The following is a 14,920-nucleotide window of genomic DNA, read 5'->3' on the forward strand; positions in this document are numbered from 1 at the left end:
TCGTATTGTTTAATTCTATTTTTTCATCTATCGGATTAAGACAAGAAAGCACTATTTCTTGTTCTTCTATTGATGGAATATCAAATTCAAGCCTGTTAAGAGTTTCTATTCTAAGACTTGGAATGGTTGTTCCCTCATTATAGTTATTTAGGTCTATAAGAGACATAATATAATATAAGTATTTGGGACGTACAATATCCGTATTAATGATAGTATAAAAAAGCGTATCAACTGTCCAAAATGGATGCTCCACATATTTAACTTTTCCTATTGTCCCCTTTCTTCCAATCAAAACAGATGGTTTATCATAAAGAGCTGTTGTCGCATACCCCATTAATCCTCCAGTGCCATAAATAGGAATATTTCCATCCTCTGAATGAACTTTTTTCTGATTTTTCCCATATTTAATCATCACCAATTCCGAAAGAGCGTATCTTTTATACTTCATATCCAATCGCCCCCAGCTTCTTACGAATCTCCTCTTCCAATTCATGAGATTTCTTGAACATATCTGAAAGTTCTGAGGTCAGTCTTGTCATCTTTTTTTCAAAAGGCTCTCCATCATCTTCCTGTTCTTCAATTCCCACATATCGACCAGGAGTTAAGATATAGTCTTGTTTTGCTATATCTTCTATTGACGCTATAGCAGAAAATCCTTTTTTCTCCTCTAATTCTCCATTTTGAAAATCTTCAAAGGTTTTTGCTAATAAGTCAATATCTCCAAGACTTCCATCTTCTTGTATCCCTTCCGTAAAGTCTCTATGCTTTCTATCAACCATATATCCCATTTTTCTGGCATCAATAAAAAGCGTCTTTCCTTTTTGCTTTTTATTTTTAGTAATGAACCATAATGTCACTGGAATAGTAACGCTATAAAATAACTGTGTCGGTAAAGCTACAATCCCTTCAACAAGATCATCTTCTATAATCTTTTTCCTTATTTCTCCCTCTCCGGAAGATTGGGATGATAATGCTCCATTAGCAAGTACTAAACCTATTTTCCCATTAGGTGCTAAGTGGTGAATCATATGTTGTATCCACGCATAGTTTGCATTCCCCGATGGCGGAGTTCCATATTTCCACCTAACATCATCTTTTAATTTATCTGCACCCCAATTAGAAAGATTAAATGGTGGATTTGCCATAATGAAATCTGATTTTAATGTTTTATGGATGTCATTAAAAAATGTATCGGCATGGTAGGAACCGAAATTGGCATCAATTCCTCTTATTGCCATATTCATTTTCGCCATCTTCCATGTGTCTGCATTAGATTCCTGCCCATAAACAGAAATATTCCCTCGATTGTCGCTATGAGCCTGTACAAATTTTTCACTTTGCACAAACATACCACCACTGCCACAACAAGGATCATACACTCGACAGTTATTGAACGGTTTCAATATAGCAACGATAGTTTTTACAATACTCGAAGGCGTATAAAATTCACCGCCTTTTGTTCCTTCATAAGCAGCAAACTGAGCAATACAATATTCATACGTCCTACCCAGCAAATCTTTACTTGCTTCTGTTTCGTCCATTTTTACTTCGTTAGTAAATAAGTCAACAACTTCCCCTAATACTCTTTTATCCAAATCAGGGCTGGCATAATTCTTAGGCAAAACATTTTTTAAACTCACATTTTCTTTTTCAATCGCTCTCATTGCGTCATCAATCACTGTACCAATTTCAGGTGTGTGTGCAGCAGAAGAAATCTTACTCCAACGAGCTTCTTCCGGCACAAAAAATATATTTTCTTCTACATATGCATCCCTATCGTTTTCAAAACCATCGCCTTCTTTTAAAAGTTCTTCATAACGTTTTTCAAAGGCACTGGATATATAACGAAGAAAAATAAGTCCAACAATTACTTTTCTATATTCAGCAGCAGGAATATGTCCCCAAAGAACGCAAGCTGCGTCCCAAATTTGTTTTTCAAAGCCTATATTTGCATTGTTTTTTCCAGCCATTCTTTATTCCCCATCCTCTTCAAATTCCATAATATCGTCTAATGTGCAATCCAAAGCTTTACAAATCTTACCTAAAACTTCGACCGTTACATTATCGTTCTTATTAAGCTTGTTGATAGTATATGTACTAACTCCAGATATTTGGGCTAATTCTTTCTTTTTCATGTCCCTATCTAATAAAATATGCCACAGTCTTTTATAATTAGCTTTCATTAAATTTCCTCACTTTCTATAAGTCCCCAAACTCAATTTAGGATATTATATCATATTTAGACATAAAAATATAGCGTTCTCTCTATTTTAATTTTATATTCTACTATTCTTTATATTTTATCAATATAAAAACATAAGAAGTCGATGTAGTCCTACGACCACATGCCTCAAATGTGGAAATTGCTTAAGAAAAGCATTTATTTCCTCATATGATTTCTGATATGCTTCAACATCTTTTCTGTTCATCATCATGTAAATTTTATCATTCGGATTTTTACGATACCCCTCGTAATGTTCTCTTTTGCTAATACAAGTTTGAATATATTTTACAACTTCCTTTATCCCTTTTTTGTTCCCATGACAGCTTATCAAATTCTCATTTCAGCTCATTCTTTTCAAAGAAATTTCTATCAATAGCCTTTTCCAGTTCTTACATTGAACCAAAATCTTTTTCATAAATTATAATCATAGTACCGATAGCTGCCTTCATATTATGCTTTATTGCCCAACGCTCATATCCTTTGTTAAACTTGGCTTTATCGTTATTTTTAATATCTATGATATTGCCAAATTTTCTGTCCTTATCCAGAATTCTATTTTTGATTTTTTCTTCTGTGTCATTAACTCCAATAATCTTTGTTCTTGAGTTAAACTGTTTCTTTGTTAGTTCAAATTCCTTATGAGCATTTTCTCTGCTGCACAGGTGCGTTGTAACATAAATTTCATCATCGGTTTTATCTCCGTTATAGATATAATCTATTGCCTTTTTCAGTGTTATTTTAATCGGATATATCTTTGTAACTGCCATTAGCTTATTACTTTGTTGATAATAAAATCCGATACTTTTTCTCTAAAGTCTATTAGGAAAAGCAGTTCTCTCCGCAAAGCTTTCTTAATACTTTCAATATCATTTTTATAAACAACCCCTGTACTGTTTGCTACCTTTGCAATCTGATTCAGGTTCGCTGAATTGCGACTGATAAGAGAAGATAATTTCCCTAGTTATTTTCTAAACTCTCCAGATATGTTAATACTGATAATCCTGTTTTTGAAAATGCTATCTCGGTAAAATTCTCTTCTATTCTTAAATTAGTCAATACAAATCTTCGGTTAAATCATTTATATCTCCTTCGTTCACCATGAAATGAACGGTACAATTGTTTTTACGGTTAACGGTCTTTGACATTTTTCATTACTCCTTTCTTCTTCGGGGTTTTACGATCTTCCTAAAATTGATTAAACCGAATTTTCGACTTACAAGCCTACTTTTTCGACTGTAGTCAAAAAGTATATGCTTGCTATCTCACTGAAAATAATATTTTTACTATACATACACGGAATATGATCTTATACGATTCTTATTTGAGTTGAATGACAGTATTGAGTTTAATATAAACAGGTTATTATGAATGGCGAAGATCCTGAATATACTATCACAGGTGCATATTTTGGCAGTGAGGCTATTCTTAGAATCCGTAATATGCTTGAACAGTGGCAGAAAATGAAAGAAAAATATGAGAATAACGAAATTACGAAAGAAGCCTTGCAAGATTGGAAATCTAACTATCCTGACAGTCTGAAAAAAGATTATGTTCCTTTTGAAGAAAGCAATGTAAAATTTTACAGAAAAGGTATAACCGCTAAGGTTCCACCGGATATTAGAAAGTAAGCATAGAAAAAGCACGTAGCTGAAAGATTGTTGGATCTTAAAGTCATGTGCTTTCGCTATATTATTTATCGAATGAGCCCGACAAACTGGGGTTTAGATTTTAACCCTTACGGAAAATAAAACGGGCTATTCTCCTGAAGTATGTTCTATAACATTATAGTTTAATGCAAAGTGTAGCTATGTAGTCATTTCCATAACGTGATAATCTATGTCTTTTGTCACACGATTCATAAAAATCTATCATAGCGAGACCATTTTTAAGTTGTCCTCTAATCTGAGTTTCTAAGGTATGGCTAAATTCATATCCATATTCTGGATTTATGGTTATCTTGCCTTCCTCTTCAAGCTCTTTTGAATTAAAAGGTATTGAAAACTTTAAAAGTAATTCCTCATCGGGTTTGTCCCACACAATGTCAGCATCATACATGTATATCCAAGTATTCATAAATCCGACCATTAACAATCCACCCTTTTTCAATACTCGAGAGGCTTCTTTATATATGTTTTCTAAATCTTCTACATATACATTTGAAACCGGATTAAAAATAATATCAAAAGTTTCATTTTCAAATGGAAATGGTTTTGTCATATCGCCTTGAACTGTGTTGATTTTTAAGCCTTCTCTTTTAGCAACCATATCATCTCTTTGTAATTGTGATTTAGAAAAATCCATTATGGTTACATCATAACCTTTTATGGCAAAAACTGGTCCCTGCTGTCCACCACCACAAGCTAAACCTAATATCTTTTTTCCGTTAGCTTTTTCAAACCATTCTTTTGGAACTTTTTTCCCAACAGTTAATGCAACAGAAATTGGATTATTTCTAACTTCTTCTAATTCTTCATGTGTCAATGGCTCAGTATAGTCATTTTTTACATTATTCCATCTATCTTCATTTAATTTTATATAATTGTTCATCTTATAATCTCCTCGTAATTTTATATTATTTCGATTTAAGTTGAATATGTTGCCATTACATTTTTCTCACCTCTACAAATTCTGATTTGGTTAATATCTTTTCCCATATAAACTTTTTGCTAAATTTGTATATTTTCTTATAAAATCTGTTTTTGCTTCAGTATATCCATCTCTATCATGTTTAAATTCTTTCCAAAGGGATAATTTTAAAGTTTCATATCCTTTGGCTATTTCCTTATACTCATTCAAATAATCTCTGAAATATAATTCATCATTATCTCCGGCAATTCTAATATGAAGATGAAATACTTTTTCAGCAAATCCTTGTTCTGTGTAGCCTTTGTTTAATGTAATGCGGGCTTCAGTCATATTCATACATAGCCAACCCTTGTTTATTAGAATATTTTTAACAATATCTAAATCTGCCTTGTCGTTTACTTCAACTAATACATCCACAATATTTTTTGCCCATATTCCTGATATAGCCGTGCTTCCGATATGAGATATTCTTTTTATGCTTTTACTCGGCACTGCTGATAATATTGATTTTCTTTCTTCTTCATACCATTTTATCCACTCTTTATTATGTTTAACTAAAAATATCGGAAACAGTTGCCAAAGCTCTTTTAAACTCATTTCCTCCAATTTTTTATTCATATCTAACCTCTACAATTCCGATTTACAACTCACTATTTTTACAAAAGCCTCCCACCAAAATGATGGAAGGCTTCCTAAACTATCGACCTAAATTCAACAACTCCCTTTTAGACCTGCTTTTTCACCTTTTTAGTATCAAAACAGTATCATTCAGGAGTTTTTTGCTCCTGCAAATCGCTAAAAACCACTGTTTTCAACAGTTTTACAACAGAAACATATTTGTTACTCTATTCCCACTCTATCGTCCCAGGCGGCTTTGACGTTATATCCAAAGCAACCCGATTGACATGTTGAACCTCATTAACAATACGCGTTGAAATCCGATCCAACACCTCATATGGAATCCTAGCCCAATCCGCTGTCATCCCATCAATAGAAGTCACAGCCCGAACCACCACCGTATAATCATACGTTCTTTGATCTCCCATAACACCAACCGAACGAATATTCGGCAAACAAGTAAAATACTGCCAAATTTCTCTCTGTAGACCAGCCTTATTAATCTCTTCCCGTAAAATCAAATCCGAATCACGAACAATTTCTAACTTTTCTTCACTAATTTCACCAAGAACCCGAATTCCTAACCCAGGTCCCGGGAAAGGTTGTCTCCATACCATTTCTTCCGGTAAACCAAGCTCAATTCCTAAAGTACGAACTTCGTCCTTAAACAACTTATTCAAAGGTTCAATCAACTTGAAATTCAAATCCTCCGGCAGTCCTCCCACATTATGATGCGACTTGATGGTCTGAGCCGTCTTCGTACCGGATTCAATCACATCCGTATATAAAGTTCCTTGAGCCAACCAGTGAATATCCACACCTTTCAATAACTTTTGAACCTCATCTTGAAACGTATACACAAATTCATTACCAATAATCTTGCGCTTCTGTTCCGGATCCGAAACACCCTTCAGCTTATTTAAGAATCGTTTCGAAGCATCCACCTTCGTCAACTGAATATTCATATTCTTAGCGAAGGTTTTCATCACCGATTCAGCTTCTCCTTTACGTAATAAACCATGATCAATAAACATACAATGCAGCTGACTCCCAATCGCTTTATGCAACAAAGCTGCCACAACCGAAGAATCTACACCACCCGATAAAGCTAACAAAACCTTATCCGAACCAACCTTAGTTCGAATCTCACTTACTTGCTGATGAATAAAATCCTTCATCGACCAGTTCGCTTTTGCATGGCAAATATTAAACACAAAATTCCGTAACATAACCAAACCATATTCACTATGGCGCACTTCCGGATGGAACTGAAGCGTATATATATTTCTTTCCATATCCATTGAAGCCACTAACGGGCAAGTGGCACTTTGACCAATTCCAATAAATCCATCCGCTAATTTAGTTACCTGATCCCCATGGCTCATCCAAACGATTTGTTTTTCAGGAAGTCCTCTCAATAAATCATTATCCGTATCAAAAATAACCTCTGTCCGCCCATATTCTTTCTTGTCTGAGCCTTTTACTTCGCCTCCTAACATTTGATGGGTCATCTGCATTCCATAACAAATTCCCAAAATCGGAAGACCGGAGGTAAAAATAGCCGGATCACACTTCGGAGCCCCCTCTTCATACACAGAATTAGGACCACCCGAAAAAATAATTCCCTTCACATCTTTCATCTCTAGGATATCATTTAACTTCATATCCCCGGGGTGCAGTTCGGAATACACCCCAAACTCACGAACACGACGAGCAATTAATTGATTATATTGACTACCAAAATCTAAAACAATAATTTTATCTGCCATTTTATTTTCCTCTTTAATAAAGATACTATATCAAAAAAAAGAAGGTTCTTCACCCTCTTTTCAACCAAAACCCTATTCCGATGGAATCACCGATCCATCCGACCAATTAGACTTAATAAAATCCTTGATTTCCTTCGATTGTAACACTTCCACCAACGCTTTAATCTTCTTATCCTTTTCATGTCCTTCTTGGCAAACAACGATATTCACATACGGATTCTTCGCAGTGGCCTTTTCTAAAATCAGTGCATCTTGACTAGGTTTTAAACCGGCCGAGATCGCATAGTTCCCATTGATAGCCACTAAATCGCCTTCGCCATTAGCGTAAGCCGTCGCCAATAATTCCGGTTTAACCTCCTTGAACTTTAAGTGCTTTGGATTATTAGTATCATTATCAATATCTGCAATCGTTGTTTTCAAAACATTCGCATTCGCCGGCAATTTAATCAAACCGGCCTCATTTAAAATCGACAAAATACGGCCGTTATCTGCTACAGAGTTTGAAATAATAACGGTTGCTCCATCTTTAACATCACTCACTTTCCGAATAGTCTTCGCATAAATTCCAAACGGTTCAATATGCACACCCCCTACATTTACAAGCTTATATCCTTTCTCTTTCTTTTGATTATCAAAGAATGGTACATGTTGAAAGAAGTTCGCATCTGCACTGCCACCGGAAACGGCTTCATTTGGGATATAATAATCATCTGTGATTGAAACTTCTAATTCAATTCCATATTTCTCTTTCAAGATCGGCTTCGCTTTTTCTAAAATTGTCCCATGAGGATTGGCCGTAGCGGCCACTTTTAACTTTCCATCTTGATGAGAAGATTCTTTAGAACCACTCCCACAAGCTATTAAGCTCAGTGCCAAACTAGAAATCGCTACCACTTTTATCCATTTATTCATACTAATTCTCTCCTTTACGATTTACCTATCGCTTATCTATTCGTTTTACAATTGTATCACCAACCCATTGCATCAAAAATACGATTGCAATAATAATAGCGGTTGAAGTGTAGACAACCGGCTTGTTATCTCGTGCAAAGCCATATAAATACGCAAGATTACCAAGACCGCCAGCCCCAATAGCTCCTGCCATGGCAGTATAAGAAATTAAGGCAATTCCTGTCACGGTGATTCCCGACACAATCGCCGGTAAAGATTCAGGTAATAAAACTTTTGTAATAATTTGCCAGTTTGAAGCTCCCATTGATTTACTGGCTTCAATCGTTCCTTTATTCACCTCTTGAAAAGCAATGACACACATTCGAGCAAAGAAAGGGGATGAAGCTAAAATCAAAGACGGCAAAGCCGCTTTAGCTCCCAACATACTTTTCGCAAAAAATTTCGCTAAGGGAATGGCCAATATCAATAAAATAATAAACGGAATAGCTCGAAGAACATTAATAACCATATCCGAGATTCGATGAATGAATCGATTTGGAAATAAACCATCGCTTTGCGTCCCATATAATAAAATCCCTATCAACAAACCCAAAATCACCGATACCGCCAAAGAAATAGAAGTCATATAAACCGTTTCCCAAACAGCCGTTAAAAGTTGTTCCATATTCACTGTTTTTGCCATTTCAAAGAACCTCCACACCAACATGACTTTGTTCTAACATTTTCATAAAACACCCATAATCTTCTTTATTTCCATTACTCAAATGAATGTATGTGACTCCCATTGGTCCACTCGCTGATTGAGAAATATTGGATTCCACAATAGAAACATCAAAGGATACTTTTCGAGCAGCCTTGATGATAATCGGTTGATCGGCATTATTGCCGGTAAATGAAACTCGTAATAATTGACCTTCCGGATATCGCTTCTTTAAACTTTCCGCCAAGTCCTCAATGGATTGATCCGCCTCAATATTCTGTACAAATTTTCGAGTCACCGCGTGTTTCGGATGGGAAAATAATTCTTCTACCAATCCGATTTCAACCATTCTCCCTTCCTCCATCACCGCCATGCGATGACAAATCTTTTGAACCACCTCCATTTGATGTGTGATCATCACAATCGTCAAACGCAACTTCTGATTAATTTCTCGTAATAATGATAGAATCTGTTCTGTCGTTTCCGGATCCAAAGCAGAAGTGGCTTCATCACATAAAAGAATCTTAGGGTGATTTGCTAGGGCTCTAGCAATACCCACTCTTTGCTTCTGACCACCTGATAATTCACTCGGATAAGCGTTCTCGCGACCGGTCAAGCCAACCAATTCAATCAATTCTTTTGCCTGCTTCTGACGTTCTTCTTTAGAAACACCAGCCAATTCCAAAGGCAATTCGATATTCTTTTGAACCGTTCGACTCCAAAGAAGATTAAAGTGCTGAAAAATCATGCCGATACTTTGTCTTTGAAAACGCAATTCTTTCTGACTAAGTTGCTTGATATTCACCTCATCAATGAAAATATCACCCGTTGTTTGTGTTTCAAGTTGATTAATCAAACGAATCAATGTACTTTTACCGGCACCTGAATAGCCGATGATACCAAATATCTCTCCATCTTGAATGCTAAGCGATACTTCATTGACCGCATGAATATTTTCCGATTTCGTAGAAAATGTTTTAGTCACATTTTTAATTTCGATCATCTTTTCCATCCCCTTTTTTTCTATGCAAAAATCCCGTCCTGCTTATAAGGACGGGATAGATCATCTCGTGTTACCACCTTAATTCACATATACCTCACGATACATGCCTCATAGAGTACCAACATACTCCGCGTCTATAACGGGACATCCCGTTGATGCCTAACGATCGACACCAAAGCTCCAAGACCATATTCACCAAACCTTCCTTGTTCCCTTTTCAGCTGCCGGGACTCTCTAAGACAACTATTTTCTGGCTACTCTTCTTTTCATCGCTGTATATGTAGAATTGTACTGTTAATTTTCCGTTTGTCAAATTTTTTCATCAACGAACGATCTTGCCTGGCCAAGTACCAATACCACCCATCTCATAAACCTTAGTATACCCTAAAGCCACTAACTTTTTCGCTGCTTGCCGACTTCTATTTCCACTTCGACAATACACAAAAATTGGTTGATCTTTTCGAGGCAACTCCTTTGGAGCTTCATTTTGAATACTTTCATTCGGAACCAAAATAGCTCCCTCAATATGCCCTTCACGAAATTCTTCTTCACGACGAACGTCCACAATCCGATAATCTTTTAAGGATTTCATCATCTCAATAGCCTTTTCTTGTGAAATAGAAGTATATCCATTTTTATTGGAAGAACCAGCACAGCCAGTCAAAACCAAACCAAATAAAACCATTAAAACAAACCATTTTTTCATTTTTATCACCTCTGGTATCACTATACCAAAGAATATAAAAAGCATCTTCTCAGATGCCTCTTAATGAACAAATCCAACAAAACTAAAAATCAGAACAACGATCCCTAAAATGATACGATATACCCCAAAAATCGTGAAATCATGCTTACGGATATATTTTAATAAGCGTTGAATCGCCACGATAGAAACCAAAAAACTAACGATGATACCCACCAATAAAATCATAACTGCATACCAATTAAACGCAATTTTTGCCTTGACCAGTTTCAATAAAGAAGCCCCAAACATAGCCGGAATTGCCATAAAAAAGCTAAATTCCATCGCTGTCTTACGATCAAATCCCATCAAAGTAGCTCCCAAAATAGTAGATCCCGAACGGCTGGTACCAGGAATGACTGCCAACAGTTGGAATAAACCGACCGAAATCGCATCTTTTGGCATAATATAGCCCACTCGATCAATAAGAACATCATGTTCCCGATGCTCCATCCAAATAAAGAGGATGCCATACACTATCAAAGCTACCGCAATCACATACGAACTACTCAATACCGTATCCACCAGCTTATCAATCACCACTCCAACCACCAACGGTATAGAAGCAATGACCACCAATAACCAAAGCCGTTGCGTTCTTCTTTTCTTCTCCAAAGTCGCCCTCTTACCATAAGTCAATTTTTTCCAATACAATAAAAGAACTGCCAAAATACTACCAAATTGGATCACCACTTTAAATAAATTCCAAAAAGCCGTGTTCATAGCAGGATCCGTATATACCTTTAAAGGTAAGAAATTCTCCATCAAAATCAAATGTCCTGTTGAACTAATCGGTAACCATTCCGTAATCCCCTGCATAATGCCATATAAAACAGCTTTGAAAATATTCCAAACAAAAGCCATACCATCCACCTCAATATCTTATGTATTTTATCATTATCATATAGGCAATGCAATTTGAGAATTGTGTATAATGGTAACTAAAAGGAGACCTAAAATGATTGTAATTGAAATGGATAATGGTGGTGTGATTAAAATTAAATTAGACGTCAACGCTGCTCCAAAAACAGTAGAAAATTTCGAAAGCTTAGTCAAGAAAGGATTTTATAACGGATTGACCTTTCATAGAATTATTCCCGGTTTTATGATTCAAGGAGGCGATCCACTTGGCAATGGCATGGGCGGATCAGAAACGAATATCATTGGTGAATTTGCAAGTAACGGAATCCAAAACCCGCTACCTCACAAACGTGGAGTCATCTCAATGGCTCGTTCACAAGATCCAAACTCTGCCAGTTCTCAATTTTTTATTATGCACGCTGATGCTTCCTATTTAGATGGCCATTACGCTGCTTTTGGAAAAGTTGTAGATGGCATGGATGTTGTAGATGAAATCGCAATGACACCGACTGGATTCCAGGATAAACCAACTCATCCTGTTATCATGAAACGTGTTTATATTGAAAACTAAAAAAGGCTTCGGCCTTTTTTAAATATTCATTTTTTCACGAATCGGTTTTAGAGCTCGATACATGAAAGGAACCATCATCCCCGCCGCCATCATTTCAAATAAGCCATTGCTTAATAACACAGTTACAATCACCGATCCAACGCCAACGCCAACCACTCTTGAATAAACCGACCCGAAGACAAGCCAAATCAAACCCATAACACTTATCGTATGCACCAAAGTACAAATCACCGATAGAGCCATCATCCAAGGTAATTCAGAGAACCGTTTTTTTCCAAAGTTTTTCAAAAATCCGGCAAACCATCCTAAAAAGATTCGTGGTCCAAAACAAATTACCAAACTAAATATATTTCCTTGCACGTTTCCAACCGAATAAAATGGTGTAAAACAAAAGCTTGTTAAATTTGGCGCAAAAGTTGCTCTTAGAAAACTGGCTAAACCAAACACAAAACCAATGATCGCTCCTTCTTTTTTCCCCATAAACACACCGGATAAAATCACCGGCAAATGCATTAAAGTGATTGAAATCACTCCTACATTCAAATAGCCAAGAGGGGTCAATGCCAGCAGCAGTTCGATTGCTATAAAAAAAGCCAAGACTGTAAAGTGCTGTGTTTCTGATTTTATTTGCATAAAAGCTCCTTATTTCCGATATTATTTTATCATCCCTACTTTAGCACAGATTTATCTTACCAACAAAAAAACTCCCGCAGGAGTTTCGTTAGACTTACTTACTGTTGACTAAATCTTTCAAAGTCTTAGAAGCTTTAAACTTAGGAGCCTTAGAAGCTTTGATTTTAATCTTCTCACCAGTTGCTGGGTTTAAACCTTCGCGAGCCGCTTTTTCAACAACCACAAATTTACCAAAACCGTTAATGGAAACTTCTTCACCCTTCTTGATAGCTGTTGTGATTTGATCAAACACAAAGTTTACCAATTCATTTGCATCTTTTTTCGATACTTCATATTCAGCTGCGATGCCTTCAGCTAAAGTTTTCTTCGTTACTTGTTCTGCCATGATTCTCGGCCTCCTTAACCTAGTTCAATTCTATCTAAATTTTCATACTAATTTCAATAGGTTTCTTTTATTTTTTGCTCTTAATACCCATTTTTATGATTTTTTTCTGTAAAAATGGAACAATCTCTGCTTCAAACCAAGGATTTTTCTTCAACCATATCCCATTTCTTCCTGAAGGATGTACCAGTGGTAAATATTCCGGCAAATAGTTAAAGTAGTTTTTGACTGTCTCTGTTAACGTCTTTTTTCGTCTTTCTTTTAAATAATACGCTTGTGCATATTGACCAATTAACAGGAATAATTCCACTTCCGATAACTGTTTTAAAAGGAGCGGATGCCACTTTTGGGCAAACCCTTTCCGTGGGGCCAAGTCACCTCTTTTTGCACTTCCGGGAAAATAAAAGTCCATTGGTAAATGAGCTATCAAATTAGTTTGATAGAATTCTTCTCTGGATAAGCCAAGCCAATCTCGCAAGCGATTTCCACTTGGATCATTCCAATATAAATGACTTTCTTGCGCTTTAATACCGGGAGCTTGCCCAACGATAACCAATTTTGCCTCTTTGGGAGCTGAAAATAAAGGTTCAATGCCTTTTTCAGTATATACCCTATTTGGTGCATCATTCATGATGGAGGTTTTGATTTCTTCGATGTTCATACGATAAAAAACATAGCTTACGCTATGTTTAGTTAGCCTTTGCGTTTGCTAAAGCCGCTTTAACAGCCTCCTTGATTGCATTGGAAGTGATTGTAGCACCAGAAGCACCATCTACTTCTACTGAATTCTTCTTAACAATGGCTTCAGGAACATTCTTTAAAGCCGGATCCGCAAGACCGGCCGTTTCTTTATGTTCCTTGATCTCTACTTTTGTAATCGCTGTATCGGATACTGTTACCGCAACCATAACATCTCCATTACGACCTTTCGCCTTTCCTTCATACGTACCGGCCTTATAAACCTTCTTAGAACCGCATCCTGCCAATAAAGCAATTGATGCTGCCGCAACCACTAATTTGTTTAATTTCATGAGTATTATCCTCCCTTTGGTCAACCTCATTATAAAGGATTTTCCACCCCTACGCAAAACATTAATTCAAGCGATTTTTCCCTGTTTGATAATCAATCCAAATACCTTTCTGTACATTAAAACAGAAGACGCAAAAATGAATTCCCTTTCCTCCATCTTCAATGGATCGTGCTTCCATTAAAACTCCTCTGGCCACTAATTCATTTGCTTCATACAAAGGGCGAACACGATATAAGACATGATTCCCCGTTTTACGAATGTAACGCACCACTTGATTCTCATATGGTAACATCTCTTCCACATTCAACTGTCTGGTTCCTGTGATCAGATTCAAAGGATTCGCATTTTGTCCACTTAATTCATAAGCGATCAAATGACAACGGTGATACAAATACTTACCGTCAATAAAATCATACTTGGCCATCTGCCAACCACTTGGCTTCACCATACCAATGGATTCTCTTTTCTTTTTTGGTAATGTATGCACCCCCAATAAAGCATAAGCCATTCTAGCTCTACCTAATGAATCTAAAGGTTGGTATATTTCAAAAGCCTTTTGACGCAAATCCGCTTTTGAAAAATAAGGGATATTCGCATTCATTTCGACAACATGTTTCCCCTCATATTTTGGAATGGAGACAGGCGTTTCCATTTCCACTGTCGAAATTTTTTTCGGCCAATATTCCGTTATCAAAAAGGAAGTAAATAACGCCGTCACTAAAAAATACTGTCGAAATTTCCGTCTCCATTTTCGGTTTCGTGGTTGAAAAATCACCTTGACTAGTGCGATCAATAGAAAAAAGCTAGAGATAAAGACACAAGAAAGGCTTCCTAACCAGATCAAATCAATTTCTTTCCACATGGTTCTATTCTATCATTCCCCGTTTT

At 36.4% G+C, this 14,920-nt stretch carries 20 protein-coding genes and 1 other annotated feature; of the genes, 2 read left to right on the plus strand and 18 right to left on the minus strand.

Translation table 11 applies throughout. The features are described 5' to 3' along the window. From HMPREF9013_RS05845 to mobC, 5 genes are all read right to left on the minus strand, one after another. Positions 1-448: restriction endonuclease subunit S (locus HMPREF9013_RS05845; RefSeq protein WP_040333713.1), on the minus strand; the 448-nt coding region annotated here is incomplete at its 3' end. Next, positions 438-1,970, minus strand: coding sequence for a type I restriction-modification system subunit M (locus HMPREF9013_RS05850; RefSeq protein WP_006627462.1), 1,533 nt, complete (start codon positions 1,968-1,970; stop codon positions 438-440). The genes HMPREF9013_RS05845 and HMPREF9013_RS05850, both read right to left, overlap by 11 nt. A gap of 3 nt (positions 1,971-1,973) precedes the next feature. Continuing rightward, entirely contained in the window at positions 1,974-2,183 is a 210-nt protein-coding gene (locus HMPREF9013_RS05855; protein WP_006627463.1) for a helix-turn-helix domain-containing protein, read from the minus strand. Positions 2,184-2,613: 430 nt separating this feature from the next. Continuing rightward, positions 2,614-2,991 (minus strand): hypothetical protein, encoded by a 378-nt coding sequence (locus tag HMPREF9013_RS07710; protein ID WP_006627464.1) that lies wholly within the window; start codon positions 2,989-2,991, stop codon positions 2,614-2,616. After that, positions 2,991-3,164, minus strand: a complete 174-nt coding sequence (mobC, locus tag HMPREF9013_RS07640) for a plasmid mobilization relaxosome protein MobC (RefSeq protein WP_332247693.1) — start codon at positions 3,162-3,164, stop codon at positions 2,991-2,993. The genes HMPREF9013_RS07710 and mobC overlap by 1 nt, the downstream gene beginning before the upstream one ends. Before the next feature lie 424 nt (positions 3,165-3,588). Here mobC and HMPREF9013_RS07505 point away from each other — a divergent pair, with 424 nt between their 5' ends. Beyond that, a complete protein-coding gene (locus HMPREF9013_RS07505; RefSeq protein ID WP_198002139.1) occupies positions 3,589-3,852 on the plus strand; it encodes a prefoldin domain-containing protein in 264 nt (87 codons plus the stop codon). 154 nt (positions 3,853-4,006) lie between these two features. On the opposite strand, the gene HMPREF9013_RS05880 is transcribed toward HMPREF9013_RS07505, so the two are convergent. The 8 genes from HMPREF9013_RS05880 to HMPREF9013_RS05915 all read right to left on the minus strand — a co-directional run bounded on the left by HMPREF9013_RS05880 (position 4,007) and on the right by HMPREF9013_RS05915 (position 11,418). Beyond that, positions 4,007-4,771, minus strand: coding sequence for a class I SAM-dependent methyltransferase (locus tag HMPREF9013_RS05880; protein WP_006627465.1), 765 nt, complete (start codon positions 4,769-4,771; stop codon positions 4,007-4,009). A 90-nt stretch (positions 4,772-4,861) separates the two neighbouring features. Next, the gene (locus HMPREF9013_RS05885) at positions 4,862-5,428 is read right to left on the minus strand and encodes a GrpB family protein (protein ID WP_006627466.1); all 567 of its coding nucleotides are present in this window, start codon (positions 5,426-5,428) and stop codon (positions 4,862-4,864) included. A gap of 227 nt (positions 5,429-5,655) precedes the next feature. Further along, entirely contained in the window at positions 5,656-7,197 is a 1,542-nt protein-coding gene (gene guaA / locus HMPREF9013_RS05890; protein ID WP_006627467.1) for a glutamine-hydrolyzing GMP synthase, read from the minus strand. Between the two features lie 72 nt (positions 7,198-7,269). Further along, entirely contained in the window at positions 7,270-8,109 is an 840-nt protein-coding gene (locus tag HMPREF9013_RS05895; RefSeq protein WP_006627468.1) for a MetQ/NlpA family ABC transporter substrate-binding protein, read from the minus strand. Positions 8,110-8,134: 25 nt separating this feature from the next. Beyond that, positions 8,135-8,791 carry a methionine ABC transporter permease gene (locus HMPREF9013_RS05900; protein WP_006627469.1) on the minus strand — a complete coding sequence of 219 codons (657 nt, stop codon included), beginning with the start codon at positions 8,789-8,791 and terminating at the stop codon, positions 8,135-8,137. 1 nt (position 8,792) lies between these two features. Continuing rightward, entirely contained in the window at positions 8,793-9,812 is a 1,020-nt protein-coding gene (locus HMPREF9013_RS05905) for a methionine ABC transporter ATP-binding protein (protein ID WP_006627470.1), read from the minus strand. A gap of 43 nt (positions 9,813-9,855) precedes the next feature. Then, positions 9,856-10,091 (minus strand) — a binding site (T-box leader). 43 nt (positions 10,092-10,134) lie between these two features. Further along, positions 10,135-10,518: a rhodanese-like domain-containing protein gene (locus tag HMPREF9013_RS05910; RefSeq protein ID WP_006627471.1), complete on the minus strand. Its 384-nt coding sequence runs from the start codon at positions 10,516-10,518 to the stop codon at positions 10,135-10,137. Positions 10,519-10,578: 60 nt separating this feature from the next. Further along, positions 10,579-11,418: an undecaprenyl-diphosphate phosphatase gene (locus HMPREF9013_RS05915; protein WP_006627472.1), complete on the minus strand. Its 840-nt coding sequence runs from the start codon at positions 11,416-11,418 to the stop codon at positions 10,579-10,581. Positions 11,419-11,512: 94 nt separating this feature from the next. On the opposite strand from HMPREF9013_RS05915, the gene HMPREF9013_RS05920 reads away from it, so the two are divergent. Next, positions 11,513-11,986 carry a peptidylprolyl isomerase gene (locus tag HMPREF9013_RS05920; RefSeq protein ID WP_006627473.1) on the plus strand — a complete coding sequence of 158 codons (474 nt, stop codon included), beginning with the start codon at positions 11,513-11,515 and terminating at the stop codon, positions 11,984-11,986. Positions 11,987-12,004: 18 nt separating this feature from the next. Here HMPREF9013_RS05920 and HMPREF9013_RS05925 read toward each other — a convergent pair whose 3' ends face one another. The 5 genes from HMPREF9013_RS05925 to HMPREF9013_RS05945 form a co-directional block, all read right to left on the minus strand. Then, the gene (locus HMPREF9013_RS05925) at positions 12,005-12,619 is read right to left on the minus strand and encodes an ECF transporter S component (RefSeq protein WP_006627474.1); all 615 of its coding nucleotides are present in this window, start codon (positions 12,617-12,619) and stop codon (positions 12,005-12,007) included. A 94-nt stretch (positions 12,620-12,713) separates the two neighbouring features. After that, positions 12,714-13,004, minus strand: coding sequence for an HU family DNA-binding protein (locus tag HMPREF9013_RS05930; RefSeq protein WP_006627475.1), 291 nt, complete (start codon positions 13,002-13,004; stop codon positions 12,714-12,716). Positions 13,005-13,071: 67 nt separating this feature from the next. Further along, positions 13,072-13,662: a uracil-DNA glycosylase family protein gene (locus tag HMPREF9013_RS05935; RefSeq protein ID WP_006627476.1), complete on the minus strand. Its 591-nt coding sequence runs from the start codon at positions 13,660-13,662 to the stop codon at positions 13,072-13,074. 28 nt (positions 13,663-13,690) lie between these two features. Next, on the minus strand, positions 13,691-14,032 hold the full coding sequence (locus HMPREF9013_RS05940) for an FMN-binding protein (RefSeq protein WP_006627477.1): 342 nt from the start codon (positions 14,030-14,032) through the stop codon (positions 13,691-13,693). Between the two features lie 61 nt (positions 14,033-14,093). Further along, positions 14,094-14,894 (minus strand): DNA/RNA non-specific endonuclease, encoded by an 801-nt coding sequence (locus HMPREF9013_RS05945; protein WP_006627478.1) that lies wholly within the window; start codon positions 14,892-14,894, stop codon positions 14,094-14,096. Positions 14,895-14,920: the final 26 nt, after the last annotated feature.

Origin of the sequence: Bulleidia extructa W1219 (assembly GCF_000177375.1) — a bacterium.
Lineage (GTDB): Bacteria > Bacillota_I > Bacilli_A > Erysipelotrichales > Erysipelotrichaceae > Bulleidia > Bulleidia extructa.